Genomic DNA, 26,534 nt, shown 5'->3' on the forward strand with positions numbered 1-26,534 from the left:
GATGTTGACCTCAGTCATCCGCTTTTCGCTTACGCAGCGCTTATTTGTGCTGATTGTGGCGCTGATCATCATGTTAGCGGGAGCGCGAGCCTGGTTTTCCATTCCCTTGGATGCCTTTCCCGATATTTCGCCCACCCAAGTGAAAATCATCCTCAAGGCGCCCGGTATGACGCCGGAGGAAATCGAAGCGCAAATTACCGTGCCGATTGAAACCGAACTGTTAGGTATTCCCCATCAATCGATTCTGCGCTCGACCACTAAATACGCCATCAGCGATATCACCCTCGATTTTGACGAAGGCACAGATATCTATTGGGCGCGCCAGCAGGTGAGCGAACGCATCGCAGCCGTGTGGGACAGTTTCCCTGAAGGTGTGACGGGCGGCGTAGCGCCAATGAGTACGCCGCTCAGCGAAATCTTTATGTTTTCACTCGAAAATCCCAATCTTTCGCTGATGGAAAGACGGCAGTTGCTCGAATGGGAAATCCGTCCGCTACTACGCACCGTTGCAGGTGTCGCCGATGTGAATATCCTCGGTGGCTATGCCAAAAGCTTTAGTGTGACCCCCAAACCTGCGGCTATGGCGGCCGCGGGCGTAAGTTTTGCGGCGCTGCAACAGGCGATAGTGGAGAATAATCACAACGAAGGTGCGGGCAAGCTCACCATTGGTACAGATACCATCATAGTGCGCGCCGAAGGTCGCATCGATGACATCGACGAACTCAAACAATTGGTGATCAAGGCCGATGATGCCAGAGTGTATCGACTGCAGGATTTGGCCGATATTCAAATTGGCCACTTAGCCCGCTATGGCGCAGTCACTAAAGATGGCAACGAAACAGCCGAAGCCTTAATCATCGCCCTAAAAGATGCCAATACCGCACAAGTAGTCAAAAACATTAAAGAAAAACTCGATCAAATCAGCCTAACCTTGCCAGAAGGGAGCCAGATCAACACCTTTTACGACCGCGCGAATCTGATCAATACCGCGATTGAGACCATCTCCAATGCCTTGTTCGAAGCCGTAGTGTTGGTGATCATCTTGCTGGCGCTATTTTTAGGCAACGTGCGCGCCGCATTGGTCGTGTCACTCTCGCTGCCTCTTGCCGCGTTGATGACGTTTTTGATGATGGATTACTTCAATCTTTCTGCGAACTTAATGAGCCTAGGCGGACTGGTTATTGCCATCGGCATGTTAGTGGATTCATCTGTGGTCGTAGTCGAAAACATGGTGAATCTCATCGCCACTAAGCAGAGATTACCGCGGCTGCATTTGATTTTTCGCGCGACTAAGGACGTTGCCATTCCCGTAGTGTCGGGCACTGTGATCGTCATGATAGTGTTCTCACCCTTGCTGACCTTGAGCGGGCTTGAAGGCAAACTCTTCACCCCAGTTGCGGTCACTATCGTATTTGCCATGCTGTCGGCGCTGGTGTTGTCGTTAACTGTTATTCCGGTTATCGCTTCTTATCTCGTCAACGAAAAAGCCGCCAAGGAACCTAAGGCGATTGAAAAGCTTAAACAGTTTTATCTGGTCAGCCTCAAGAGCACGTTTAGCCATCAAAAACGCTTTATGGTGATCGCCTTTAGCTTGCTTATCGTCAGCCTAGGGCTGTTCGGGTTAGTGGGAAAAACCTTTATGCCGACCTTAGATGAAGGCGACATTATCCTGCAGCTGGAGAAATCCCCGTCGATTTCACTCGAAGCTTCGATTGCCATCGACAAGCAAATTCAGCAAACCTTGCTGGCTAAAGTTCCTGAAATCAAACAAATGGTGGCGCGTACTGGCGCGGATGAAATCGGCTTAGATCCCATGGGACTCAATGAAACCGATGTGTTCTTAGAACTTTTGCCCCGCAGCGAATGGCGCTTTGCAAATAAAGAAGCGCTTATCGATGCGATCCGCACTGTGTTATTGGACTATCCCGGCGTTAATTTTAACTTCACTCAACCGATACAAATGCGCGTGTCCGAAATGCTCACCGGTAGCATTGGCGACGTGGCGATTAAGGTCTTTGGTAATGATATCGACACCTTAGGTCAGCTCACGAGCCAAATCCAACAGCTGGTTAATGCCACCAGCGGCAGCGTCGATGTGAAAATGGCGATGATCGAAGGCAGCCCTTTTATCAACCTCACCTTAGATAACGAGCTCGCCCGTGGCTTTGGCATGAGCACCATGGAGTTTGCTCGCTACCTGAAAAGCCAACTCGAAGGCGTGATCGTGACCGAAGTGCTGCAAGGTAAGAAGCGCACACCCGTACTGATGGCTAATAATCAGAGCCACTTAAGCAGCATTAATGAGCTTAAAAATCAGTTACTGGTGATGCCAGATCACTCCTTAAAACGCCTGAGTGATGTCGCCACCTTAAGCTATAAGCAAGGCCCCATCCTTATCGAGCGTGAGCAAGGGAATCGCTTTTCAGTGATCACCACCAACGTGCAGGGGCGCGATATTGTGAGTTTTGTAGAAGAGCTCAACGCTAAAATCGCAAAGGAAATCAAACTCCCGAGCGGTTATAGCGTGAGTTTTGGTGGCGAGTTTGAAAACCAGCAGCGAGCCACCAGCAATTTACTGTTAGTGATCCCCATTGCTATCGCACTGATCACTTTGATTTTATTCACCACATTTGGCTCACTGGCCAAAGCGGGCTTAATCCTCGCCAACGTTCCCTTCGCTATGATGGGCGGCATAGTTAGCCTGTATTTATCGGGGGAGTATTTGTCCGTGCCCGCCTCAGTTGGCTTTATCGCCCTGCTCGGCGTCGCTGTGCTCAATGGCGTGGTAATGGTCAGCTATTACGAACAAACCAAGCACATGTTCAGTCATCTGCGCGAACGGGTAGAACAAGGTGCGGCGCGGCGTTTACGCCCCATTTTGATGACGGCGACAACGGCCATGTTTGGTCTTATGCCGCTAGTGTTTGCCTCAGGTCCTGGGGCTGAAATTCAAAAACCTTTAGCGATTGTGGTGATTGGCGGTCTGCTCACTTCAACCATTACCACACTGTATTTACTGCCAATTCTGTATTTTTGGCTGGAGAAACGTAAATGAGCACAGAACAACTGTTAGTACTGATCGCCCAAAATGATATTAAGGACGACATAGTCGATACCTTGATAGAGTTAGAGTTTCTATCGGGTTTTAGCCTAGGGAATATTTGTGGTTTTAGCCGTGAACACAGCCATTTTAATATCAAGGAACAAGTGGAAGGTTATCGGGAGTTTTGCAAATTCGAAATCATGCACCCCGTTGCACAACAAGCCGCGCTGCTCGCTGCGCTGGCGTTGGTCTGCAAACATAATCCCTGTCGCTATTGGATTATGCCCATTTATCAAAATGGCACTTTGTCCTAACTCACTGCGCCATTAACCGCGTTAAATCTCGTCATCCGGCCTTATCGCTAAGGTCGGGATGCCTTATAAAATAGCTACAAAATTGGCGTTGGACGCCGCACTAAAAAACCACTCAGGATCGATAAAATGCAGTAAGCGGTAAAGAAGTAAAATCCATTTTCAAATTGCGCTTGGGTTTTTAGCATTTCCCCCATGCCACCTGAGGCGTTCCCCGCCATAAAGGTGATGATCAGCGCTACCACAAACACATCGGCCATCGACCACTTGGCGAGTGCGTTGACGACGGCATTAATCCTCAGTTTCAGGCCAATCGAGCTAACACATTGCTGTGCCAACATTAAGCTCAACTTCAAGGCTGGCACTATCACACTGAATAACATGACTAATCCCGCGACGAGCCCATTACCAGAGTGATAAAGCTCGGTCACTGTTCCCCAAATACTACGAGTCTTCTGCAACACTTGGACTTCACCTTTAAGACTATTAAACCCAAGCAAACCACTGACCATGCTTAACATACCGCGGGCACTGTCACGCCCAGAGTCCTCATCAAAGCTTTGGGCAACTTGCTCTATGCCTTGTTCCGCCAGCTTGGCCTTATCGATACTGCCGCTGATACTCAAAATTGGTTGAGTCACCCCAGGGATTAACAAAGCCAAGGATAAGATAATGATAAAAATAGGAAATAGAGATTTCATAGCACTGTTCATAGCATTGCTCGACCAGAGAAATACTTTCAGTTTACGGTTTTTAGCGCAGGCTCTGCAATCATTCACACCAGCCATCGACTCAGATGACCGGTATTTAAGGTAGGATTTGAAGATTAATAGAAAGGAGTCGGATCGATATCTAATGTACTCGGTGACACACCGCGTTCAATATAAAGTTCAGATTTTAATAAATCCACCATAGCGACATCAGTGTAACGTTTTACTTTTAAAGAATAAAAACACTTTACGATTGGATGTAGCGCATCCCTATCTTTCGAGGCCCAAACAATACCAACACGACCATCCGACAATTCAACTAAGGAACCCACAGGGTAAACACCAATACAACGAATAAACTCATAGACCAATTCTTGATCCAAATGGAATGGCGTCAGACTGAGTAAAATTTTAAAGGCCGCGGCAGGGCTCATAGCCTCTTTATAACATCGCGTTGCTGTCAAAGCATCGAAGATATCGACGATACAACTCATACGGCCATGGCGGGGGATTTCATCACCCTTCAAACCCCTTGGATAACCTCTGCCATCTAACTTTTCGTGGTGCATTAAGCAGATATCTTTACTGATCTGTGACAATCCATTAGTTTCGTTCATAATTTCAAGAGCATACACTTGATGCAGCTTCATATGTTCGAACTCTTCCGGCGTCAGTTTGCCCGGCTTATGCAGCACTTTATTGTCGACTTTAATCTTGCCAATATCGTGCAAAATCCCGCCGACCGCCATTTGCCGCAGCATATCGCGATCCAGCTGTAGATATTTACCAAAGGTTACCAGCAGAAAGGCGACATTCACTGAATGTTCGAGTAGGTAGGCATCTTTTGAACGGAGCGCAGACATACATTTAAGTGCATCAGCATCTAACATGACAGACTCAATCATGGTATCGGCTAACGCTTCGAAGGGCGCAACTTCGATGGCTTTACCTTCGAAGGTTTCGGATAACACTTTACGAATAAGATCTTTCGCTTCGGTCAGCATGACCTTAGCTTGAGCTTGTTGCTTATCACGGCTCACTGGCGCTTTTCGATTGTCGGTTTGACTATCGTTGGTGGTTTTTTTCTTTAAACCGCAATGTTCTGCCGAACGCTCGGCGTCTACCCAAACAAATTTAATACCGCTTTTGGCCAGTTTTAAAATCGCATCCTTGTGTTTAATTTGTCCTGCATTTGCAATAGCAAGTTGACCTTTATCATTTTTGTCTATGGCACTGACAAACATACCTAATGTCAATTGCGACACAGGTAATTTGATAAGTTCAACTGATTCTGCCGACTCACTCATATCTACAACCCCAAGGATGATGTGCCTGAATAAAATATCAACTTAACCATACGACATTAAAGCGACTTACGCTCAAATGTTCTGTTGTTATTTTTGATTATTATAGAACAGACGTGAGGGGCATTCTAAGACGAGGATTAGAAAATCACCATAGACTTTCTTGGTAAACAAAATGCCCTAAACAGGATGCGATGGAATAAGGGCCTAAGGCTTAGGCAAGGCACATTTCACACTCTCACTTTTTCAATAAATGCCTAAAGCTAAGCATTCGAAACCGGCGACCATCCAGCGGCGATATTGGCAGTTGTAGCAGGAGCGGGGCTCATCGTCGATCTGCTCGTCTTCATCATCTGGGATAAAATGCGTGCACAGCTTGGCCACTTGCCTCGCCTGTGGATATTGAGCCAGTCCCGCCTTAAAAATCCAGCGGTCATCCTTTAATTCAAATGCATGTTCGACCAAGTTGAGATCCATTTAGCACTCTCTTTTTAAACTCTTTCACTAAACTTGCTCTAGTAGGCTTGCAGGGCTTGCTTGCCCGCATTGCGCCATTGTTCTGCCTCTTGGTGAACGAGCAATACAAACTGGTGATCAAGGTATACAGCTTTCACTTTGCCCTTCAGTTGCACTCGCTCATCAAGCGCAAGTCGATACTTGTCCGTACTCATCACAGCATCAAGTCCGGTTTGTTCTAGGATGTCGGCAACGCTGAGTTCGAGTGAAACATCCTCAAATTGGCCAAGTTTAATCTGGCCTTTTACCCGACCGTCGCTGCCCATCAAACGTAGCCCTAATCCCGCTAACGCTCCAATAACACCTTGGCCTGTGCCGCCATGTTCGGTCAGCTGAATATTAAGTTGTTCAGCCAAATCATAGGTCGCCGCTTTCGTAATCACTTCAACCTTAGCTCTGCGGCCAAAATCCATTAAAGCCGCGGCATCATAGTCAGAGTCGACATCGAGTATGGCGATGCCAGGATCTGCCGCAGGAGCCGATTCCGCGACCAAATGCGCAACGGCATGTTGATGGATCTCGGCCTGCGTCAGTGGCGAGCGCAGCGCAAAACACATGGCACTATTATGTGAGGTATAAGGAATATCGGGGTGCACAAACAATTGATGCCGCGTCACAAAGGAAGCATGGCCGCCCGACATATTGGCGAGCAGATGGGCAATTTCCTCGGCAATTTCGCCCGTACCCTTAGTGCCTATATCATCGGTATCGTCGATACAAATCAGCCAATTTTTCATCTGCATTTCCTAAAGCTCTAAAAAGGTTTTTAAAATTTATCACGGTGTAACAGGTCATGAGCTTTTAATCGCGTCAGCACAGGCAGTACAAGCAAGGCGCCCAGAGTGGCGAAGAAGCCGCCTTTTAATACACTCAAGCCCCATTGAATCAACACGACATCCAGCGCCATGCCCGCAAGCACATTGGTGAGTGCTACTTTACCTGCCCAAGCGATACAGCCAGCAATGCCCAAGATCACGCAGCGCCAATGCAAGTTCATACTGAGCGGCAAGAGTAAGGCAACGAGATCCATTGCTATGGCAGGCAAGGCAAACTTCAGTAAAATCATAGGCCCGCCTTTACCTACGCCTAAAGCCATAGCCACTATGCCCGCGATAGCACCGCATGCCGTCATACTGCCGAAACGACCTAACACGCCATAACAGATCAGATAAAAGAAGCTCATCAGGAACATGCTGTGACCAGACAAGCCCAGTTTCAGCCTTAACATGCCCGTTAATGCCACCAGCAAGGTGGCGCAAAAGCCGACAAATAAGGAGTCTTGTAGACTCAGCGGGATTTTTTTAGTCATTTTTGTCTCTCGGTGAATGCCAATGTGTTGGCTGTTGCGCTAAACCAAAGTGACGGCTCTGCGCTGCAACGGCCATCTGGCGAGATAATTTAAGTAATTGGATTAAGACGGGAAACAACACGCAATACACCAACTCGGACCAATTTTTAGGGTTACGCAGCGCCTTAGGTGTAATGCGAGCCCCGCGCAGACACTGGATCTGATATATCTCGCGAATTTCATCTGCCATATAGGGCAATAAACTTAAGGATGCCGCGACCACAAAGGCCCACTTGGTCGGTAAAAACGCACTTAACACTTCACCAATCCGCTCGGGAGCAGCCGTAATACACAACCACCAACCGGGAATGGTCGCCAAAATAATACGCGCAACCACCACGGCGCCTTGGGCTAAATATTCAACGCCATAGAGGATTAAATACAGACTCAAAGTGATGCTCAATTGCACTAAACCTAGCTTTAGCACGCCCCAAATACTGCCGCGTCGCAGCAAACCGTGGATAACAAGCAGTCCATTAAGTCCAGCTAATGGCAAGAGTAAAGCAGCGGGCAATACAAAAGCACAGGCTGAGAGCACGCACACCAATAGCAGCGACAACGCACAGAGTGCCGTTTCCCGCCGCTCATAACTCCAATGCCGCAGCGCGCGTAGGCGCCGACAACTAGCCCACATAACGCTCTCCTGTTTCAATCAATTCCTCCACCAATAGACCATTACGCAAACTCAATTGCCGTGATACAGCGCTGTGTTCAATGCTTCTGTGACTGCTAAGCAAAATAGCGCAACCTTGCGAGCTTAACCGCTTCAGCAAGTACCACACTTTGCCGTAGTAATGCTTATCCATCCCCGCCAATGGATCGTCCAAAAGCAGCACCTTAGGGCGTAAACAGGCAAGTGACGCTAAGGCAATCAAGTGCTGTTGACCGTAGGATAATTTGTGGGGCGACAGCTGAGCTAAGCTAAATAAATCCAATTCATCCAACATCTGCGCCGCGCGTTCTTTGGGGAGTTCAAAACGCCTAAGGCTAAACTGCATTTCGGCCAGCACGCTGGTCTCGAATAATTGTCGACTCGGCCTTTGCATCAGCAGACCCAGCTCAGCGCCATAAATCCCCAATTTAGGCCTTCGCCCTAGCACTTTAAGGGGAAGACGCTGCCTTAAACTGTGCACGCCCGCTATAGTTTTCAATAGACTCGTTTTACCAGAGCCGTTATCTCCCACTAAGGTCACTATCTCACCCGCCTGCAGTTGAAATCCCTGCGGACACGCAAATAATGTGGGACAAGCATCGAACCCAAAATCAAAGGCTTCGGCGCTGACCAAGACTTTACCTAAGTGCTCAAACTTAGGCTGATTACGCCACGCAGGCGCCTCAGTTTGCGGCGCATCGGTCACGGTATAGACGCCTTCGGATAGCTTGCCGGCCTCTAACTGCCAGTAATGCTGAATAATCTCAGCGAAGGCCGAGGCGTTATGTTCAACCAACACTAGCGCCATGCCATCTTGGATAAGATTGCGGAGCACGACCAGCAGCTCACTCACACCGTGATCATCGAGTTGTGCCCAAGGCTCATCGAGCAGCAGTAAATGCGGCTCGCACACCAGTTGAGCGGCTATCATTAAACGATATTTTTGACCAAGGGAAAGCGTGCTGACTTGGGTATCGAGACGCAGATACAAGCCCACGCGTCTCAGAGCCAATTGCACTTTAGGCAGCATTTGCTCAGCGGGAATGCCGAGGTTTTCTAGCGCGAAAGCCACTTCGGCGCCAACGGTTTGCCGAAGTAGCTGAGTTTGCGGGTCCTGCATCACCAGACCCGTAACCAGTTGTGGGTAACGCCAGATGTCGCCTTCATGCGGGCGATTTAACACGCCCGCCAGTAGGTTTAGCAGACTCGATTTCCCAGAGCCCGTAGGACCGCTCACGCAATGGCATTGGCCAGTGCCAATGGCCAAGTTTACCTCCTGCAATACAGTCGGTAACTGGCTACCATAGTTGAAGCTAACGCCTTCGAGCGCTAGGAGTTTCATCTTAGATCTGCCAGTTCACACCGATGAAGATCTGTCGTCCCGCCTGTGGCAGAGCTTCACTCTGGTAGTAGTTTTCATCCAGCAAGTTAGTCGCACGTAGGTAAACATCTAACTTGTCACGAATTAATGGCTGTACCAGATTTACGTCCACTAAGGTGTAGTTGTCTAACGACTGCTGTTGATATTGGGTCTGACCGCCAACCTTCACCTGCGTCGCATAGACTTGGTCTAAAATACGCTCCACGTTGAGGTGAACTTGAGTCTCGAAGGGAAACTCGTAACTCATCTGCCAACGTAACTGGTGACGTGGACGATATTGCAAGGCATCTAAGGTATCGTCGCCGTCTATCTCTTCTGAATCGAGAAAACTATAGGAGAAGCTCAGATCTAAGTGCTCGATCGCATGGTTATTGATTTGGAAATCGACCCCTTTGAACTTATAACGCCCCATATTTTGGTAGAAACCATCGACATCTTTGGCGATGTAATTTTTCGCATCCGTGTAATAACCATAAAGGGAGAAATCGGTACTCGCCGGCAGATTCTGCTCTAAACCCAGCTCCACATGCTTAGACTCTTCGGCTTCTAAATCACGATTACCAGATAGCTGTGAATACAAGTTCACCATAGAGGGGAAGCGCACTTTACGTGCCACACTTAAACTTAAACGAGAATCCTGCGCCGCCTGCCAATAACTGGAGGCCATGGCCGAATAGTTGCCATCGGTACTATCTGCAGTGTCGAGTGAATGATAAGCGCCACCTAAGGTAAAGCCGTACTGCAGCTCAGATTGATACTGATACTCAGCCGCGGCCGTATATAGCCAAGCGGAATCATTTAAGTTCTCGGCGCCACCTGTACCTGTTCCACCACCTGTACCTGTTCCACCACCTGTACCTGTTCCACCACCTGTACCTGTTCCACCACCTGTGCCTGTTCCGCCGCCAGAACCGGTAGTGCCACCATTATTGCTGCCTGTATTAGCCGTATAAGTATCGACGACTGACTTCCAGCTTTGTTTCTCGGCAATGACTGAGGTCGTGAATAAACCCGCGGTATGCAAGTCTGTGATTAACTGCAGATTGACGCCTTGCACAACCGAGCGCCCATCTTGCGACAGCGTAACAGCCTGATAGGTTTCATCGGCATAGGAGGCTTCTAAGGTATCGCTTTGATTGTGATAGCCAAAGCCACGTAGGGTGAAAGTGTCATCAAATTGATGCGCTAACCCCAGTTGGAAAGTATGCGCGTCATAGTCATCGGTACGTTCGAATTTCAACTTGCCGCTCCCAGTACCGTCACGGGCAGGTTTTCCCCATTCGCCACTGCGCAGCGCCATATTGGCAATCAATTGGGTCTTGTCGGATAACCAGTAACTGCCTTGGGCATAAACGTTAGTGACTTCTTTATCCGAGTTAACGCGCAGCTCACCATCTTGGTATTGTGTCGGCTCAAAGTCATTGGACATAGGGAAACCATCGGTTTGCTGCCGACTGACACTGACCAAACCTTGCCAATCGTCACCCGAACCTGCGGCGCTGATATCGCCATTAAATGTATTGTCTTTGCCGGCTTCGAGGCGCCCCGCCAGTGCTGGCGCCGTACTGCCCTGTTTAGTAATAATGTTGATCACGCCGCCCGCACCACTTGGACCGTAAAGCACAGATGTCGGGCCGACAGACACTTCTACCGAGGCGATTTGGCTTGTGGGAATGATACTCGGGTCGAACTGACCATCGTCGGCGCTGCTCATAGGCACACCATTGACCAACAAAGTCACATGGCGAGTTTTAAAACCACGAATATCAACCCTTGGTGTTCCGTCACCACCAACACGAATGTACACACCCGGCACATTCTTTAAGACTTGATCTAGACTTTGCGCTCCGGTTGCACGGATCTCTTCTTCACTAATGCTCCAATGGGTCGTCGCCATTTCACTGGCTTCTCCGCCGTCACCATGCACGACGATCACTTCATTGATATTGAGTCGCGGATCACGGGCGATTTCATCGGCTTGAACAGTAAAACTAAGACCAATAGCTAAGGCTAAAGATGACACTCTAAAGAGGGTATTCGTGGTAATCATATTATTGTTGTCACGTAGAAAATTTAAGATGTGCCAGCTATTGTGGACCGCGATTATTCTGTCTCAACCGAAAAACGTTTAAAAACCAACCTAGATCGACTAATTACGACAAAGGGAAAGTACATTTAGCGACTAAGAGACAAAATGTCCACCGAGGGTGACTTGCCCGACAAAAAGACCCACTCAAGTCACATTTTTTATCAGCGAAAAATGAGACTATGGCGAAAGTCACACGATAGGGCCTTACATCTTGACACACTCGACCGTGGCCTTTAATTTGAGCGAAAGATTCTTATTTACAGACTAAAATCACTACAGGTAAATGGCTTGTAAAAGAGGACATTAACCTGAGTCGAATTTATTGACGCTGACAGAGTGACCTTCAGCTTTCGCCTTCATCCGTTATCTTTGGAGTTCTATTTGCCCGTTCATGCCCTGTCTGAAGACCTTAAGTCTCTCATCGACAAACTCATTCAATTAAAGCAAGTTCCACCGACGGAACCGATAGTGCAGTTGTCACTAAACACTGTCGCTATGCCTTTAATTTCATGGCTGGCATCCCAGGCTCAATACCCAAGGATCTACTGGCATGGGCGCGACAGAATCGAAGAAGTCGCGGCGATAGGGGCGTGCAAAGACTTTAGATTTGAAACCGGAATCAATGATCAGCAACTGGCCATGGCCTACCAAGAGCAGCGAGCCTTATCGACGAATCAGAATATTCGCTACTATGGCGGTGTTGCCTTCGATCGCACTATAGAGTCTTGGCCTGAGTTCGGTAATAGCCGCTTTATCCTGCCGCGCATTGAATTTAGACGCAGTGGTAACAAATTTAGCCTATTAGTGAATCTTAATTTTGCTGATAATGATCACCATAGCGAGATAGATAAGGCCATCGGCGCTATCGAAGCCGTCATGCCTGCTAAGCCACTCTCGCCACCTAAAAAGATCGTTCCACTTGGGCGCAGTGACAAACCTGATTTTGAACGTTGGAAGACATTAGTCGAGCAAGTGGTGGATCCTAAGTTCAATCAAGATACCCCAAAAGTCGTGTTATCCCGCTTAACGCAACTTGAAGTCAACGAACCTATCGACCCTTGGATGGTGCTAGCTTGCTGGCAGGGCCGTAATCCCAATAGTTTCCAGTTTGGCTTTCAATTTAGTCCAGATCGCACTTTTATCTCTTGCTCACCAGAGCGTTTATTCCGCCGCCGTCAACAGGAGCTATTTACCGAGGCACTTGCTGGTACAACGGTACGCGGTCTCAATCAAGAAGAAGATATTGCGCTGGCGAACGCTTTATTAGAAGACAACAAAAATAGCGTTGAAAACCAACTTGTTCGCAGTCACATAGTGAATATGCTCACGCCGCTGAGCAATTATGTTGGCGCCGATGAATTAGCGACTATTTTTAAGCTGAACCATATTCAACATTTACACCGTGCAATTCGAGCCGAATTGAAACCGGGCGTGAATGATTTCCAACTGTTACAAGCCCTGCATCCTACTCCTGCAGTTGGCGGCTTGCCGCGGTATTCAGCGCTAAACTTTATTCGTCAACGTGAAGGTTATATTCGCGGTTGGTACGCCGGTGCCTGCGGCTATTTCAATAAATATGAGAGTGAGTTTTCGGTAGCGATCCGCAGTGCGCTGATCGAACCCGGTCGGATTAACCTATTTGCGGGGGCGGGAATTATTGCAGGTTCTGAGCCTGAAGCTGAGTGGCAAGAGCTTGAAAATAAACTCGCAACCATAATGTCGATTTTATTCGAAATGTAATAAGCCTAGTAAACATTAAGACTATTCAGCGCCATCAGCCCTTCGTTTTTCAATCGTTTCAAGGTAAAGCCTGTCCTGTTCACCCGAATCGATTAAGCGCTTATGTGCAAGGTCAAAATGTTGTTTCAACATCTGCCCTTTCTCGGTGTTAGCGAAAACAAAATAGGTTTCGGCCTTGAGTACACCTTGAATAATCACAAAATTTTGTGGCGCCTTTAATTTAGGAACAAACGTAAGCAAATTAGGTTTGTAATCTAGCACGGCATCTATACGTCCAGCATTTAAGCTATTGAGCATAGTCAACATATCGCTACTTTCTTCGTAATACATAGGCACAGGTGTCAGCATATTGTATCTGTAGGCCAGCATGGCCTGAACCTTCTTGTGGGATAGGCTTTCAATACCGGTCCAGCCTGCTGCCACCTCGGCAGTAACAGCCACATCGATAGAGTCCACTTCAACCATATTCTCTGTTAATAGCCCCTTTTTAATATCACCCTTGTAAACGCTGAGCGTGATATCGGTACGATTGTGCTCAACAAGATATAAACTGCGGGCAAAAGGCATAAACTGTACATTGAGTTGCCATTCTGGCTCAGGGAAAATCCTCTGAAGTAACTCGAAGTAGTAACCCGTTTTATCACGATTGGCAAATCCCTCCCAAGTTGACGTTGCGACATTGACCACTATCGGCTGAGCGGCGGAAACAGGTACAGGTAATACAGGTAACACAGCTAAAAATAAGCAAAAAGTAGCAAAAAATCGTCTCATGGCTATCCTCCTTCGACGTATTCAAAGTGTAGAAGAGTTTTCATTCTATGTGCACATTTAAACAGCAGACTTGCATCTTAAAACTCGACCACTATAATGGCGACCCGATTTCAGCACGCTGTCACCGGCAATAAAGTCGTAAACATAATAAATTGAATATTAGCGGGTTCCCTCACCCCGCCCTACACAACTAAAAAGGCCACATATGTTAATGTTAACCACAGCGCAGCTTCGTCGCGCTTTATTCCTATTAGTAGGATTTCACATACTGATTATTTGCGTCAGCAACTACTTAGTACAATTGCCATTTCAACTGTTTGGCTACCACACAACTTGGGGGGCATTCAGCTTTCCGTTCGTGTACTTAGCCACAGATCTCACTGTCCGTATTTTTGGCCAACAAGCCGCACGCAGCATCATACTCAAAGCTATGATCCCCGCTTTGATGATTTCCTACGTGATGGGAGTGATGTTCCATCAAGGTAGCTTCCAAGGCGCTGACTCACTTGCACAGTGGAATACCTTTGTGTTCCGAATTGCCTTTGCCAGCTTCGCGGCTTATTTGATTGGTCAGTTGATGGATATTAAGGTTTTTGCCCGTATTCGAGCCAGTCGCTCTTGGTGGGTCGCCCCAGCCGCCTCAACCTTAGTCGGAAATCTGGTCGATACTTTAGTCTTTTTCAGTATCGCCTTTTACGCCTCTTCCGATAGCTTTATGGCAGCCAATTGGCCCGAAATCGCTACAGTCGATTACGGCTTTAAGCTAATCGTGAGCTTAGGCCTTTTCCTACCGGCATACGGTGTTTTGCTAAAAGTCTTACAGGACAAGATTTTGCGAGCCAATCCGCAAGAATCAATTTCCTAACTAACCCAACTGGCCAGACCTGTTATAATTTAACCAGTTAATAGCTCAGCCCTGCTCCTGTTAACGCGCGAGTGGGGCTGATTTTTTATGAGAGTAAACTATGTATTCTATTGAAATTAAAGCAGAGTCAAGTTTGACTCCCGAGTTAGCCGCTCAGCTTATCGAACTTAGCCAACAAATCCCTGAGCTCGATCACCCACTCACAAACGAAGTGTTGGACCAGCGCTTACAGGGCAAGACATGTTTGATCTTAGTCGCATATGTAGAAGGTGAATTGGCAGGGTTTAAACTGGGTTATGAGCAAGAAGAGGCTATATTTTATAGCTGGTTAGGTGGCGTTGCATCCGACTTTAGACGTTTAGGCTTAGCGCAGAGTCTACTCGAATATCAAGAAACTTGGGCACGCCGCCATGGCTATAATCATATTCAGGTGAAAACGATGAATCGTTTTCCTGCGATGCTTAATTTATTGATCTGTAATCAATATTTAATTACTGAACTGACAGCCGATCCTAAAAGCTTAGTCGATCATAAACTGTATCTGTGCAAGTCGATCTAAATCGTTAATGGATGAGAGCAAAACGATATTTGTAAAGATGTGCACTTTTTGCAATAAATAGCTTGCAAACACAATTGAGAATGATTATCGTTAACGTGCGTTCCAAAACTCATCTTTAACAACGATGACTGGTAATCGACGTTGTTATGGAGCTCCTGAGTTTGCAAGCACGACATTGCTCACACACACTCTTTGTGGCCGGACTCATCATCCGGCTTTTTTTTGCCTAAAAATCAGTAATGCAAAGCCACATAATACAAAGCCAGCAATCGCTCGACATATTTTAATTCAAACTTAATCAGCCAAATACAACACACTGCCTATCTAACGGGATAAGACTAATCTGCAGACATATCGCTGTAGTTGCCCGCAAAGTGTAAGCCATCGTAGGGATTATTTTGCTGATCTTCCTTCGCTTCATGATACAAACCTATGGTAAATAAAGACCCTTTACCCAAAGTTGAACTCACTTCTATCGTGCCACCAATCCGCTTGATAATGCCGTAACTGAGCGAAAGACCTAAACCAGTGCCATCCTTACGTGTGGTATAAAAAGGGTCGAAAATCCGTCCAAGCTGCTCTGGCGCTATCCCTGAGCCTTCATCTTCCACTTCGATTTTGACGCCAATCGGCATATCCTGCTGCACCCAGTCATAGGTTCGCACCCAAATACGTCCTTTACCGTCCATCGCATGCGCCGCATTCACTACAAGATTAATCAAGACTTGCAGCAACTGCGGACGATTAACCTGTACTGGACAACTGGCGTTCAACTCAGTGATCAGCACGACTTCTTGTTTTTGAATCGAATGTCGCACCAACACCAACATTTCTTCGATAATAGGAGTCATCGGATGCATTTCTAGTGGTGCGTTGAATTCGCCAGGTCGGCTGTATTGTAACAGGCTACGGATGATAGTGCTGATCCGCCCAACCTGTTGAATGACTAGATCAATTTCTTCTTTTACTACTTCAGCATTATCACCAAGTTCGTAGCGCAGTAATTCCATATTGCCGAGGATAACGGCCGTCGGATTATTGATTTCATGGGCGATACCTGCGGTCAATTCGCCAAGAGCTGTGAGCTTCTCGTTAGTGACGAGCTGTTGACGCGTTTCGTTTAGTAACGCCACGTTACGTTGCAGCTCTAAGGTTTTATCCTGCAGGCTGCGAGTACGCTCTTCAACCTTCATTTCAAGCTGTTCTGCCGCCGCTTGAATTTGGGCATTTCGACGCTGTAGCAAGTCAAGCATACTGTCAAATTGCTCGGCTAAGTTCGATAACTCATTATCCCTATCTAATCCTAAGGCGCCGATACGAATATTGCGCCCCGACTGCACAGCTTGTACAACATGGTGAATACGTTCAATTGGCTGCAATAAACTATAAGCACCGCGATAAACCAGCAGGCCAGAGACCAACAGCACTAACATTAGAATCGTGCCTAGCTCTATGATATTGAGTAAATAATTATGGATAAATGGCGATTCAGAAAAGCCGGTATAGATCATACCGACACGTTGGCCGCGAACATCTTCCAAGGGGGCATAAGCGGAAATAAACCAATCGTTAAATACGAAAGCGCGATCGACCCACTGCTCACCTTGAGTTAACACTTTGTCTTTCACTTCCTCCGATACTAAACTGCCAAGCGCGCGGCCCAGCGTCTCATTGCCTGTGGGATAAAAATGCAGCGGCACGTTGGTGGAAATACGGATGTTATCTAAGAAGATGGTCACAGTACCGATGGAACGCTCGGGCAAGGTGCCTTTGTCGTATACCAGATCACGAATGTGGTCGACAATTCGAGTATCGCGATTAAACAAGATCCCACCATCGAGATACCAAGCCACTTTGCCTTCCATATCAGGGACGGGCAATAGGCTACGGCTCAATAAACCACGTTCTTCAACGGTTTTAACGGGGCTCTGCGCCCGCAAGGTTGCAACTATCGGAATGCTCGCAGTGATAGCCAATTCGGGGTCGATACGTGCTAAACGCTCGGGCGGCAGCACCATCAAGCCGGAGTAAGGTAATAAACCATCTAACTTAGGAAGGATTTGGCGTAAATCTGGGTCTGCGGCCGCTTCGGCAACACTGACTAAACGCAGATAATCGAGATTTAGCTGTTTTTTCTGTTCAAGGAGAAAAGCATCAATACTGGCTCGGTAGCTGACTTCGCCACTTAATTCTTTACCACTGAAAAGTGGCCTAAAGTCATTTTGAAAAGTCCAAGAAGTCACCACACGTTCAAGTTGTTTTTCTTGGCGTACTTGCACTTGCTGCAAAGTGTTTTCGGCAACAGATAAGTCAGCTTTAACCTTCATAAACAGCTGCTTACCTGTGTAACTGATGTTCCAGTAAATAGTGATAAACACTAAACTCACCAGTGTCAGTAAAATGGGCAGTAACGTCAGGATTAATATGCGATAGCGCACCTTGGCCTGCATTTGCTGCCAACTGACACCAAAAAAGTGAGTGAAGAATGACACCCTATGACTCCTGTTCGCCACTAAAATCAAACCACTCTTTATACTTGCGATCTAAGGTCTTGCGCGAAACGCCTAAATCCCTCGCCGCGGCAGACTTATTGCCAGAATGTAAGTCCACAACACTGGTCACATGGTGTTTTTCCACGTCTTTCAATGGCCAATCCAATGGATAACCCGATGTGGATAAAGACTCACTCTTCAGCTGTTGCTTCCAATATTCCGCTGGCGGTTTGCCCAGCAAAATACAACGCTCAATCATGTTGCGCAGTTCACGAATGTTACCAGGCCACTCGTGTTGCTGTAGTTTCACCATATCTTCATGGCTCCATACGACTTCTCTTACCCCTAATTCAGCGGCAAGTTGGCGAGTGAAATGATGGGTTAACTCCACGACATCTTCGGGTCTATCACGTAATGGCGGGATTAAAATATCGAGCACATTCAGCCGATAATATAAGTCTCGACGGAAATTCCCTGCATCCACTTCATCAATCAGAGTACGGTTAGTGGCCGCGATCACTCGCACATCAATGTTAACTTCTTTCTCGCTGCCCACAGGACGAATCGCTTTTTGCTCTAACACTCGAAGTAAAGCCGTTTGCATTTTCAGTGGCATTTCGCCAATTTCATCGAGAAAAATCGTCCCGCCCGAGGCAAAACTGAATAAACCTTCACGATTGCCTTTCGCACCCGTAAATGCACCGGCGGTATGGCCAAACAATTCACTTTCGAGCAGTTCAGGGGCGATAGAGCCACAGTTAACTGGGACAAAAGGTCCCTGACGTCCACTAAGCAAATGCAATTGCCGTGCGACTAATTCCTTACCCGTGCCCGACTCACCTTGGATCAAGACGACGGCATTGGTCGGCGCCACACGTTCGATGATATGTTTCACCGACTTCATGGCTTCACTGCTGCCAATAATGGTCGATGAATAACCGATTGAAACCTCACGACGCAGCATCAAGTTTTCACGTTTAAGCAAGCGACGTTCGATACAGCGATCGACCGCAGTCATCATCTGTTCGAGATGGAAAGGTTTCATGATGAAGTCAGAAGCACCCGCGCGTAGCGCGGTAATCGCGACTTCCATGTCAGCATAGCCGGTCATAAAAATGATGTCCGAACGACGCCCCTGCTCATCCAACGCTTCATGCCATTCGATACCCGAACGACCAGGCAGACGAATGTCGACGATAAGCAAATCGAAATGGCAACGGCTACGCAGCTGCTCCGCATCTTCGATACTGCCCGCCGTTTCGACTAAGGCAAATTTCTTCGAGAGTGCCTTATTTAAAAAACTCCGCATTCCAGGTTCATCATCAACAATCAGTACCGATACTGCCGATGGAAGAGGCTTGAGGTTATTATCTATCTGGCTCATATTGTCTGCTTCTGGACATTTTGACTCATTTGCGACCAATTCTAGCACTGAAAATAGATGAATAGGTCACTATGAACCATCAGAAGTTTGTCCTGAGACAATTTGTCTGTAGAGTATTTGTTAAGCTTGGGATCAAGCTCACAAATTAGGTTAAGCTGTGAAGAAAATGACCGCATTCTCAGCTTGGCATCTAACTTGCTTTCAACCGAACGTATTACAATTTACGAGACCTTCCACTCAGTAGGCATTTGAGTTGGAATCCTATTTTCCGCCAAGGAGTACCCATGCTAAACATGAAATCTCATATGAAGTCATTACTGGGACTGGTTGTTGCAGCCAGTATGTTCACTGTTTTACCCGCTCACTCGACTGAAATTATCAAGTTAGCCACCACCACCAGCACAGAAAACTCAGGCCTATTGAAAGAACTGTTACCTAAGTTCGAAAGTGAATCAGGCTACAAGGTTCAAGTCATCGCCACAGGTACAGGTAAAGCCCTGAAACTAGGTGAGCAAGGTGATGTGGATTTAGTCATGACTCACGCGCCTAGCGCCGAAGCTAAATTCGTAGCCGATGGTTTTGGTGTTGAGCCCCGTGGCATTATGGAAAATGATTTCGTAGTACTTGGCCCTAAAAACGACCCAGCAAAAATCCGTGACAGCAAAACGGCCGAAGAAGCCTTCGTTAAAATGGCAAAATCAGGCGTACCTTTTATCTCTCGTGGTGACAACTCAGGCACTCACATCAAAGAGTTAGAAGTATGGAAAGCGGCAAATGTTACTCCTAACTTCAAAGGTTATACTTCAGTCGGTCAAGGCATGGGTAAAACCCTGCTGATGGCAAACGAAATGCAAGGTTACACTCTGTCTGACCGTGGTACTTTCGTGGCTTATAAAACTAAACTCGATCTTGCCGTTGATTTCGATGGTGGCAAAACCTTAGCCAACCCATACCAAGTCATTCTCATCAACCCTGCTAAATACCCAGATCTGAACCACAAAGGCGCTAAAGCATTCAGCGACTGGTTGATCAGCAAAGAAGGTCAAAGCATGATCAACAACTTCAAAGTTGAAGGCGAGCAATTGTTCAAGGCAACTTATAGCGAATGAACGACGGCTGGCTAGCACTATTACAGCAGGCGTTAAGCCTGCTGTTTTCTTTAGACCCTGACGTTTGGTCCATCATTTCGATCTCGTTTTCGGTTTCTTTCGCGGCACTGCTGATCACGCTTGTTCCTTCCATGGTGCTCGGCTTTGTGTTGGCGTTTGCGCCATTTCGCGGCAAATGGATAGTCACTAACTTAGTTCAAACTCTGCAATCAATCCCTACAGTGGTTATCGGTCTACTCGTGTATTTACTGCTAACACGCAACGGTCCTCTGGGCGATCTAAAATGGTTATTTACCCAAGAAGGCATGATTCTCGGGCAAATGTTCATCTGTGCCCCCGTGCTAATTGCAATGAGCCAAGCCGCATTCACTAGCGTAGATCGCAGAGCTTGGGAAACCTCACGCACCTTAGGTGCCTCTTGGTGCCGTGCAGTGTGGACAGTATGCCGAGAACTGCGCATGCCCTTACTGCTGGCGATTGTCGCGGCCTTTAGTCGCATTCTGACCGAAGTCGGCTGCTCTATGATGGTCGGCGGCAATATTTTAAACGTGACCCGTAATATTCCTACCGCAATCGCACTTGAAACCAGCAAAGGTGACTTCGCCCAAGCTATCGCCCTCGGGCTAGTACTGCTAATCTTGGCCTTGATCCTCAACTTTGCCTTAGGTAGTTTACGCGGCAAAGCCATGCCAAGGAGCCACTAAGCAATGACTAAGGTCAAACTGATCGCCCGTGACGTAGAAATGTCCTTTGGCGCGCGCCTGTTATTCAAAGCCGACGTATTATCGCTCTGCCAAGGAGATGTGATTTATCTGCAAGGCGACAATGGCACAGGCAAATCAACCTTGATGAAAATTCTGGCGGGCTTAATGCCACCAACCAAAGGCCATATTGAGGCTGTCGGCTTTGCCAAAAATGCTTGGTGGCGACGCAATCCATTGTTAGGTAAGGCCGTTTATCTGCACCAACATCCTTATTTGTTCGACGGCACAGTGGAATATAATCTCACCTATGGGTTGAATTTCAGCTCAGAAACAAAAGCCAAAGCGAAACAGCGGATTACTCAAGCGATTGAGATGGCGCAGCTAGGGTCGCTGCTGCAGGCAAGGGCCAGTAATCTCTCTGGCGGCGAAAGACAGCGCCTCGCGATTGCGCGCGCTTGGATCCTACAACCTAAACTATTAATGCTCGATGAACCCACCTCCAATATGGACAAGGATTCCCAAGAGCTAGTATTGAAAATGATCCAACAACTCAAACACGAAGGCACAGGAATGTTACTGAGTAGCCATCAGAATTGCGCGTTAACCGCCATCTGTGAACAACAGTGGCACATAGAAGGTGAGCGCGTGATGACCTCTTATCAACAGCCTGAATCTTTGCCAGCACAGGAGCCTTTGTATGTCATCGCAAATTGATGCCGTTATTCTCGCCGGTGGCATGGCCCGTCGCATGGGTGGCGACGATAAAGGTCTCGTCGAATTAAACGGCGAAGCCATGATTAAGCACACAATAGATAGAATAAAACCTCAGGTTAAGGAGATCCTGATCAACGCAAATCGTAACCAAACACGTTATGCTGAGTTCGGTTTTAAGGTGATAAGTGACGAGCATAGTGGTTTCCTCGGACCTTTAGCGGGTATGATCACCGCTATGGGCCAAACAGATGCAGACTACTTATTGGTAGTGCCCTGCGACTGCCCACTCCTGCCACTCGACCTTGTTCCGCGTATGTTGGCAGCAATTGAAGCAGAAAAGGCCGAGATTGCTGTTGCCAGTGACGGTGAGTATGAACAACCCGTTGTTTTACTCTTAAAACCTAGCTTACGTGACTCGATGAAAGCATTTCTTGAGGCGGGTGAGCGTAAAGTGGACTTTTGGTATATCAAACATCACTTCGTCGTAGCGTCATTCGCCGACCAGCCCAATGCTTTTGTGAATGTGAATACGCCAGAACAAAAACAACGACTAGCGATAGAAATCATCCAATAGCTAAAAAGGCTCCAATAACCCAAATTAGAGGTGCAAATGAGTAACCCCTTCGTCAATCCGCTCGCTATTCCCGTTCTCGGATTTTGTGCCTACAGTGGCACGGGGAAAACCACCTTACTCAAGCAATTGATCCCCGAATTAAATCAACGTGGCCTGCGCTTAGCCGTAATCAAGCATGCCCACCATAATTTCGACGTAGATATTCCCGGCAAAGACAGTTACGAAATGCGTAAAGCGGGCGCACGACAAATGCTGGTCGCCTCCCATGTACGCTGGGCGCTGATGACAGAAGATGCGCGCGATGGCGATCCTGAGTTAGTCCATTTACTCAAGCAAATCGAAGCCGACAAAGTCGATATTGTCCTCGTCGAAGGCTTTAAAAAGCTCGCATTACCTAAAATTGAATTGCACCGCGCCGCCCACGGCAAACCTTTTATCTACACCCAAGATGAGAATATCCTCGCCATCGCCTGTTGCGATGACACTCAGTTGCCAAACGACGCACTCCCGAATGAGCTGCGCCGTCTCGATCTCAACAATGTCAGCCAGATTGCCGATTTTGTGATGGAGTACGCCCAAAACTGGGAAGCGCCACTCCAATACCCCATTTCGGCCGTGGATTCCTGCGCCATAGGCGACAATAAAAACCTCAGCGTCAGCCAAGGTTTAGCGCAAATTTTATCCCATGTTTCACCCGTGGCAGAGATTGAAGACATCGAGTTAGACGCCTTAGATAACCGCATACTGGCCAGCGACAGCATTTCTCCCGTCAACGTGCCACAACAAACCAATTCGGCGATGGATGGCTACGCCTTTGTCTATCAAGACCCCATGCCTACCACCTTAAAATTGGTGGGAGAGGTTCTTGCCGGTCATCAATATTCGGGCACGCTTAAAGTCGGCGAAACCGTGCGTATCATGACGGGCGCAACAGTGCCTGCGGGTGCCGATACAGTGCAGCCCCGAGAGCTTGCCAAGGAAGTCGATGGCATTGTTAGCTTTGAAGGCCGCATTCTTTCTGGCCAACACGTTCGCCTCGCTGGAGAAGATATTGCTCAAGGCCAAGTCGCACTTGCAAAAGCCACTCGCCTAAGCGCCGCAGAACAAGGTTTACTGGCCTCACTTGGACTCAATCATCTGAGTGTATATCGCCGACCAACTGTTGCAGTATTCTCCACCGGCGATGAAGTGAGCCAGCCCGGTGAAGTACTCAAAGCTAACTGCATTTATGACTCAAACCGCTTTACCATCAAAGCGATGGCAAAACGTCTCGGTTGTGACGTTATCGATTTAGGCATTATCGAAGATTCTGAAGCCGCCCTTGAAGCAACTCTCGCTAAAGCCGCCAACCTTGCCGATATCGTCATTAGCTCTGGTGGTGTGTCTGTCGGCGATGCGGACTACATTAAAACCGTACTGGCCCGCCTCGGCAAAATTGATTTCTGGCGCATTAACATGCGTCCGGGTCGGCCACTCGCCTTTGGTAAAATCGGAGATAGCTTATTCTTCGGGCTACCTGGCAACCCTGTGGCGGTAATGGTCACTTTCCTGCAATTTGTGCAGCCCGCTTTACGAAAATTAGCAGGTGAAGTGAACTGGCAAGCGCAGCTATTCCCTGCAATAAGTGATGAAACTCTACGAAGCCGTCAAGGCCGCACCGAATTTATTCGCGGGATTTATCAGCTTGGTAAAGATGGACGCCTACACGTGAGTAGTACGGGCAACCAAGGTTCTGGGATGTTAAGTTCAATGGTTAAAGGGAATTGCCTCATCATCATAGGGGATGGTGCAGAAGCCGTGAATGCAGGTGAAACTGTATTTATTCAACCCTTTGCGGATCTGCTTTAGGATCCAGTGAGTTTTTTATGAGTCTAATTGTGGATTCCTTTGGCCGTAAGGTCGAATATTTACGGCTCTCGGTCACCGACCGCTGCGACTTTCGCTGTGTTTATTGCATGACGGAAGATCCCTGTTTTCTGCCAAAGGACCACGTACTCCACCTCGAAGAATTAGCTTGGATTGCCCAAGCCTTTACTGAGCTTGGTGTGACTAAAATTCGCCTGACTGGCGGTGAGCCCTTAGTTCGCACTGATTGCGACCAGCTAGTGGGTCTGCTTGGTAAACTGCCTGGGCTGACGGATTTATCCATGACCACTAATGGTTCAAGGCTGACAAAATTCGCTAAACCCATGTTTGATGCAGGATTAAAGCGCCTCAATATCAGCCTAGATACCTTAAACCCCACACTGTTTACTCAGCTAACGCGTAACGGCAAATTAGACAGAGTCATAGATGGTATTGATGCGGCTATTGCGGCGGGATTTGAACGTATCAAGATTAATGCGGTGATTTTAAAACAGCAGAACGATAATGAAGTTATTGATTTAGTTGATTTCTGCCGTGGCCGTAACTTAGACATCGCCTTTATCGAAGAAATGCCACTTGGCGAAATGGATGAGAGGAAACGCGCCCGTCATTGCAGCAGCGATGAAGTAAAAGCCATCATCAATAGTCACTATCCGCTACAGCTTTCCAACAAACGTACCGGCGGCCCAGCACGTTATTACACTATGGCCGACAGCCCAATCCATATCGGCTTTATCTCGCCCCACAGTCACAACTTCTGCCACGAATGTAATCGCGTGCGCGTCACAGTCGAAGGCCAATTACTGCTGTGTTTAGGCAATGAACATGCCGTTGATCTCAAAAGCATAGTCAGGGAATTTCCGGCTGATATTGAAAGATTAAAAGTCGCTATTCTCGCGGGAATTAATCTCAAGCCTAAGCAGCACGACTTTGGCAATAATCAGGTACACATCCTACGCTTTATGAACGCCACAGGCGGTTAAGCATCACCACTCCATCGCTTAAGGGCTAGCATCTCAATTTGGCCGTGATAAACTCGAAGCATCACCCCATACTTAGCGTCACACATTTCTATGGCATTAACTCGTAAGCAATGGAATAACGTCATCATAGTCGCCTGCGCCTTTATGGTCGCCGTGCTGACTTTTATGGATAACAAGACCAATAATGTTCCGAGTGATGCTCAGCTGCTATTTGACGATAATGCGCCGCTTTCACAGCTGCAACTCGATGGGTTATGGCTGCACAAGCAAACATCACAATGGGAGTGCGACACTAAAGTCCTCAACTGTGATGAATGGGCAAAGGCGTGGCAAACCATACGGGTATCCCCCTTAACCGCCGCGCCAGAAACCACAGATAATCCACAAGAATTAGTCATCCAGATTGCAGATATCCGCGATGCTCAACTGTGGATCTATTTTCCCAATGAAGGCGCCTTAAAGTCTCCCGCAGGTAATTGGTATTTAGTACCACCGAGTTTAAGAGCTAAACTGCAACCGATCCTCGATGCGAAACCCGCAACTTAATGTCACCCAATTTTACTTAAGATAAGAAAGAATCCATGCCGGAATTACCAGAAGTTGAAGTCACCCGTCAGGGTATTGCCCCCTACCTTGTCGAGCAAACCGTAATAGATCTTGTGATCCGCAATGGCTCGTTGCGCTGGCCTGTGCCTGACATAGCCAAACAGATTATCGGTCAAGTTATACGCCAAGTGCGACGCCGTGCTAAGTATCTATTAATCGACACTGACGCGGGCACCAGCATAGTGCATTTGGGTATGTCAGGGAGTTTACGGATTTTGCCCCACGACACGCCAGTGGAAAAGCATGACCATATCGACTTAGTGCTCGCCAACGGCCGCATTTTACGTTTTAACGATCCGAGACGATTCGGTGCTTGGCTATGGTGTGAACTCCCAGAAGAAGCGCATCCATTACTCGCCAAACTGGGGCCAGAGCCACTGACTAATGCTTTTAATGTCAAACAATTAGCAGCAGCTTTAACAGGCAAGAAAAAAGCGATCAAACTCTGCCTGATGGATAATCATATCGTAGTGGGTGTAGGCAATATTTACGCCAATGAAGCCCTGTTTGCCGCAGGTATTCATCCAGAGGCCGAAGCAGGTAAAATCGATATCGAGCGTTTGACCGTTTTAGTTGCCGAAGTGAAGCAAATCTTAGCCCACGCCATTAAACAAGGCGGCACTACGCTGAAAGACTTTACCAATGCCGATGGCAAGCCCGGCTACTTCGCCCAAAAACTGCATGTCTATGGTCGCGGCGGTGAAACCTGCACAAGCTGCGGTAACTTGCTGAGTGAAATCCGTTTAGGCCAACGCACCACAGTATTTTGTGGCATTTGCCAAACACGCTAATATTGCGTTATTTATAAGCCAA

The 26,534-nt window shown here is 47.6% G+C and carries 24 protein-coding genes; 13 read left to right on the plus strand and 11 right to left on the minus strand.

The window, feature by feature from the left end:
• Position 1 precedes the first annotated feature (1 nt).
• Complete coding sequence (locus L5M51_RS17575) at positions 2-3,055, plus strand: efflux RND transporter permease subunit (protein ID WP_263173914.1); 3,054 nt, start codon at positions 2-4, stop codon at positions 3,053-3,055.
• Positions 3,052-3,357 carry a DUF3240 family protein gene (locus L5M51_RS17580; RefSeq protein ID WP_105250730.1) on the plus strand — a complete coding sequence of 102 codons (306 nt, stop codon included), beginning with the start codon at positions 3,052-3,054 and terminating at the stop codon, positions 3,355-3,357. The genes L5M51_RS17575 and L5M51_RS17580 overlap by 4 nt, the downstream gene beginning before the upstream one ends.
• Positions 3,358-3,431: 74 nt before the next feature.
• On the opposite strand, the gene L5M51_RS17585 is transcribed toward L5M51_RS17580, so the two are convergent.
• From L5M51_RS17585 to L5M51_RS17620, 8 genes are all read right to left on the minus strand, one after another.
• On the minus strand, positions 3,432-4,067 hold the full coding sequence (locus tag L5M51_RS17585) for a paraquat-inducible protein A (RefSeq protein WP_173248414.1): 636 nt from the start codon (positions 4,065-4,067) through the stop codon (positions 3,432-3,434).
• Positions 4,068-4,180: 113 nt separating this feature from the next.
• The gene (locus L5M51_RS17590) at positions 4,181-5,371 is read right to left on the minus strand and encodes an HD-GYP domain-containing protein (RefSeq protein ID WP_263173915.1); all 1,191 of its coding nucleotides are present in this window, start codon (positions 5,369-5,371) and stop codon (positions 4,181-4,183) included.
• Positions 5,372-5,614: 243 nt separating this feature from the next.
• A complete protein-coding gene (locus L5M51_RS17595) occupies positions 5,615-5,845 on the minus strand; it encodes a hypothetical protein (protein ID WP_113940178.1) in 231 nt (76 codons plus the stop codon).
• Positions 5,846-5,883: 38 nt separating this feature from the next.
• A complete protein-coding gene (locus tag L5M51_RS17600; RefSeq protein ID WP_113940177.1) occupies positions 5,884-6,621 on the minus strand; it encodes a DNA-binding protein in 738 nt (245 codons plus the stop codon).
• A 29-nt stretch (positions 6,622-6,650) separates the two neighbouring features.
• On the minus strand, positions 6,651-7,193 hold the full coding sequence (locus L5M51_RS17605) for a core component of ECF transporter (RefSeq protein WP_263173917.1): 543 nt from the start codon (positions 7,191-7,193) through the stop codon (positions 6,651-6,653).
• On the minus strand, positions 7,186-7,866 hold the full coding sequence (locus tag L5M51_RS17610; protein ID WP_263173918.1) for an energy-coupling factor transporter transmembrane component T: 681 nt from the start codon (positions 7,864-7,866) through the stop codon (positions 7,186-7,188). The genes L5M51_RS17605 and L5M51_RS17610 overlap by 8 nt, the downstream gene beginning before the upstream one ends.
• On the minus strand, positions 7,856-9,226 hold the full coding sequence (locus L5M51_RS17615; RefSeq protein WP_113940175.1) for an ATP-binding cassette domain-containing protein: 1,371 nt from the start codon (positions 9,224-9,226) through the stop codon (positions 7,856-7,858). The genes L5M51_RS17610 and L5M51_RS17615 overlap by 11 nt, the downstream gene beginning before the upstream one ends.
• A 1-nt stretch (position 9,227) precedes the next feature.
• Positions 9,228-11,315: a TonB-dependent receptor plug domain-containing protein gene (locus L5M51_RS17620; RefSeq protein ID WP_263173919.1), complete on the minus strand. Its 2,088-nt coding sequence runs from the start codon at positions 11,313-11,315 to the stop codon at positions 9,228-9,230.
• 420 nt (positions 11,316-11,735) lie between these two features.
• On the opposite strand from L5M51_RS17620, the gene L5M51_RS17625 reads away from it, so the two are divergent.
• Positions 11,736-13,094: an isochorismate synthase MenF gene (locus L5M51_RS17625; protein ID WP_105250733.1), complete on the plus strand. Its 1,359-nt coding sequence runs from the start codon at positions 11,736-11,738 to the stop codon at positions 13,092-13,094.
• A 21-nt stretch (positions 13,095-13,115) separates the two neighbouring features.
• On the opposite strand, the gene L5M51_RS17630 is transcribed toward L5M51_RS17625, so the two are convergent.
• Entirely contained in the window at positions 13,116-13,865 is a 750-nt protein-coding gene (locus tag L5M51_RS17630) for a substrate-binding periplasmic protein (RefSeq protein WP_263173921.1), read from the minus strand.
• A gap of 205 nt (positions 13,866-14,070) precedes the next feature.
• On the opposite strand from L5M51_RS17630, the gene L5M51_RS17635 reads away from it, so the two are divergent.
• The gene (locus L5M51_RS17635) at positions 14,071-14,730 is read left to right on the plus strand and encodes a 7-cyano-7-deazaguanine/7-aminomethyl-7-deazaguanine transporter (protein ID WP_105250735.1); all 660 of its coding nucleotides are present in this window, start codon (positions 14,071-14,073) and stop codon (positions 14,728-14,730) included.
• Between the two features lie 100 nt (positions 14,731-14,830).
• Positions 14,831-15,289, plus strand: coding sequence for a GNAT family N-acetyltransferase (locus L5M51_RS17640; RefSeq protein WP_263173923.1), 459 nt, complete (start codon positions 14,831-14,833; stop codon positions 15,287-15,289).
• A gap of 338 nt (positions 15,290-15,627) precedes the next feature.
• Here the strand turns inward: L5M51_RS17640 and L5M51_RS17645 are convergent, their stop codons facing one another.
• Both L5M51_RS17645 and L5M51_RS17650 read right to left on the minus strand, forming a co-directional pair.
• A complete protein-coding gene (locus tag L5M51_RS17645) occupies positions 15,628-17,781 on the minus strand; it encodes a cache domain-containing protein (protein WP_105250737.1) in 2,154 nt (717 codons plus the stop codon).
• A 1-nt stretch (position 17,782) separates the two neighbouring features.
• A complete protein-coding gene (locus L5M51_RS17650; RefSeq protein ID WP_105250738.1) occupies positions 17,783-19,165 on the minus strand; it encodes a sigma-54-dependent transcriptional regulator in 1,383 nt (460 codons plus the stop codon).
• Between the two features lie 284 nt (positions 19,166-19,449).
• Between L5M51_RS17650 and L5M51_RS17655 the strand changes: the two genes are divergently transcribed.
• From L5M51_RS17655 to mutM, 8 genes are all read left to right on the plus strand, one after another.
• Positions 19,450-20,274: a substrate-binding domain-containing protein gene (locus tag L5M51_RS17655; protein ID WP_105250739.1), complete on the plus strand. Its 825-nt coding sequence runs from the start codon at positions 19,450-19,452 to the stop codon at positions 20,272-20,274.
• On the plus strand, positions 20,271-20,978 hold the full coding sequence (locus tag L5M51_RS17660; protein WP_105250740.1) for an ABC transporter permease: 708 nt from the start codon (positions 20,271-20,273) through the stop codon (positions 20,976-20,978). The genes L5M51_RS17655 and L5M51_RS17660 overlap by 4 nt, the downstream gene beginning before the upstream one ends.
• Before the next feature lie 3 nt (positions 20,979-20,981).
• Positions 20,982-21,692 (plus strand): ATP-binding cassette domain-containing protein, encoded by a 711-nt coding sequence (locus L5M51_RS17665; protein ID WP_113940168.1) that lies wholly within the window; start codon positions 20,982-20,984, stop codon positions 21,690-21,692.
• Positions 21,676-22,266 carry a molybdenum cofactor guanylyltransferase MobA gene (gene mobA, locus L5M51_RS17670; RefSeq protein WP_263173924.1) on the plus strand — a complete coding sequence of 197 codons (591 nt, stop codon included), beginning with the start codon at positions 21,676-21,678 and terminating at the stop codon, positions 22,264-22,266. Before L5M51_RS17665 ends, mobA begins: the two co-directional genes overlap by 17 nt.
• A gap of 36 nt (positions 22,267-22,302) precedes the next feature.
• Positions 22,303-24,114, plus strand: coding sequence for a bifunctional molybdopterin-guanine dinucleotide biosynthesis adaptor protein MobB/molybdopterin molybdotransferase MoeA (locus L5M51_RS17675; RefSeq protein WP_263173925.1), 1,812 nt, complete (start codon positions 22,303-22,305; stop codon positions 24,112-24,114).
• A gap of 17 nt (positions 24,115-24,131) precedes the next feature.
• Positions 24,132-25,115 (plus strand): GTP 3',8-cyclase MoaA, encoded by a 984-nt coding sequence (gene moaA / locus L5M51_RS17680; RefSeq protein ID WP_263173926.1) that lies wholly within the window; start codon positions 24,132-24,134, stop codon positions 25,113-25,115.
• Between the two features lie 90 nt (positions 25,116-25,205).
• On the plus strand, positions 25,206-25,661 hold the full coding sequence (locus L5M51_RS17685) for a hypothetical protein (RefSeq protein ID WP_263173928.1): 456 nt from the start codon (positions 25,206-25,208) through the stop codon (positions 25,659-25,661).
• A gap of 35 nt (positions 25,662-25,696) precedes the next feature.
• Positions 25,697-26,512, plus strand: coding sequence for a bifunctional DNA-formamidopyrimidine glycosylase/DNA-(apurinic or apyrimidinic site) lyase (gene mutM / locus L5M51_RS17690; RefSeq protein ID WP_011787487.1), 816 nt, complete (start codon positions 25,697-25,699; stop codon positions 26,510-26,512).
• Positions 26,513-26,534: the final 22 nt, after the last annotated feature.

The sequence above is a fragment of the Shewanella sp. SM73 genome (assembly GCF_025653795.1).
In the GTDB taxonomy this organism is placed as follows: domain Bacteria; phylum Pseudomonadota; class Gammaproteobacteria; order Enterobacterales; family Shewanellaceae; genus Shewanella; species Shewanella oncorhynchi.

What these genes read in the sequence shown, in the direction of transcription:
- mutM (WP_011787487.1), top strand. Translation starts at nt 25,697, where the DNA reads ATGCCGGAATTACCAGAAGTTGAAGTCACCCGTCAGGGTATTGCCCCC.
- L5M51_RS17665 (WP_113940168.1), top strand. Translation starts at nt 20,982, where the DNA reads ATGACTAAGGTCAAACTGATCGCCCGTGACGTAGAAATGTCCTTTGGC.
- L5M51_RS17685 (WP_263173928.1), top strand. Translation starts at nt 25,206, where the DNA reads ATGGCATTAACTCGTAAGCAATGGAATAACGTCATCATAGTCGCCTGC.
- L5M51_RS17585 (WP_173248414.1), bottom strand. Translation starts at nt 4,067, where the DNA reads ATGAACAGTGCTATGAAATCTCTATTTCCTATTTTTATCATTATCTTA.
- L5M51_RS17590 (WP_263173915.1), bottom strand. Translation starts at nt 5,371, where the DNA reads ATGAGTGAGTCGGCAGAATCAGTTGAACTTATCAAATTACCTGTGTCG.
- L5M51_RS17605 (WP_263173917.1), bottom strand. Translation starts at nt 7,193, where the DNA reads ATGACTAAAAAAATCCCGCTGAGTCTACAAGACTCCTTATTTGTCGGC.
- L5M51_RS17595 (WP_113940178.1), bottom strand. Translation starts at nt 5,845, where the DNA reads ATGGATCTCAACTTGGTCGAACATGCATTTGAATTAAAGGATGACCGC.
- L5M51_RS17615 (WP_113940175.1), bottom strand. Translation starts at nt 9,226, where the DNA reads ATGAAACTCCTAGCGCTCGAAGGCGTTAGCTTCAACTATGGTAGCCAG.
- moaA (WP_263173926.1), top strand. Translation starts at nt 24,132, where the DNA reads ATGAGTCTAATTGTGGATTCCTTTGGCCGTAAGGTCGAATATTTACGG.
- L5M51_RS17580 (WP_105250730.1), top strand. Translation starts at nt 3,052, where the DNA reads ATGAGCACAGAACAACTGTTAGTACTGATCGCCCAAAATGATATTAAG.
- L5M51_RS17660 (WP_105250740.1), top strand. Translation starts at nt 20,271, where the DNA reads ATGAACGACGGCTGGCTAGCACTATTACAGCAGGCGTTAAGCCTGCTG.
- L5M51_RS17620 (WP_263173919.1), bottom strand. Translation starts at nt 11,315, where the DNA reads ATGATTACCACGAATACCCTCTTTAGAGTGTCATCTTTAGCCTTAGCT.
- mobA (WP_263173924.1), top strand. Translation starts at nt 21,676, where the DNA reads ATGTCATCGCAAATTGATGCCGTTATTCTCGCCGGTGGCATGGCCCGT.
- L5M51_RS17600 (WP_113940177.1), bottom strand. Translation starts at nt 6,621, where the DNA reads ATGAAAAATTGGCTGATTTGTATCGACGATACCGATGATATAGGCACT.
- L5M51_RS17640 (WP_263173923.1), top strand. Translation starts at nt 14,831, where the DNA reads ATGTATTCTATTGAAATTAAAGCAGAGTCAAGTTTGACTCCCGAGTTA.
- L5M51_RS17650 (WP_105250738.1), bottom strand. Translation starts at nt 19,165, where the DNA reads ATGAGCCAGATAGATAATAACCTCAAGCCTCTTCCATCGGCAGTATCG.
- L5M51_RS17575 (WP_263173914.1), top strand. Translation starts at nt 2, where the DNA reads ATGTTGACCTCAGTCATCCGCTTTTCGCTTACGCAGCGCTTATTTGTG.
- L5M51_RS17675 (WP_263173925.1), top strand. Translation starts at nt 22,303, where the DNA reads ATGAGTAACCCCTTCGTCAATCCGCTCGCTATTCCCGTTCTCGGATTT.
- L5M51_RS17630 (WP_263173921.1), bottom strand. Translation starts at nt 13,865, where the DNA reads ATGAGACGATTTTTTGCTACTTTTTGCTTATTTTTAGCTGTGTTACCT.
- L5M51_RS17635 (WP_105250735.1), top strand. Translation starts at nt 14,071, where the DNA reads ATGTTAATGTTAACCACAGCGCAGCTTCGTCGCGCTTTATTCCTATTA.
- L5M51_RS17610 (WP_263173918.1), bottom strand. Translation starts at nt 7,866, where the DNA reads ATGTGGGCTAGTTGTCGGCGCCTACGCGCGCTGCGGCATTGGAGTTAT.
- L5M51_RS17655 (WP_105250739.1), top strand. Translation starts at nt 19,450, where the DNA reads ATGCTAAACATGAAATCTCATATGAAGTCATTACTGGGACTGGTTGTT.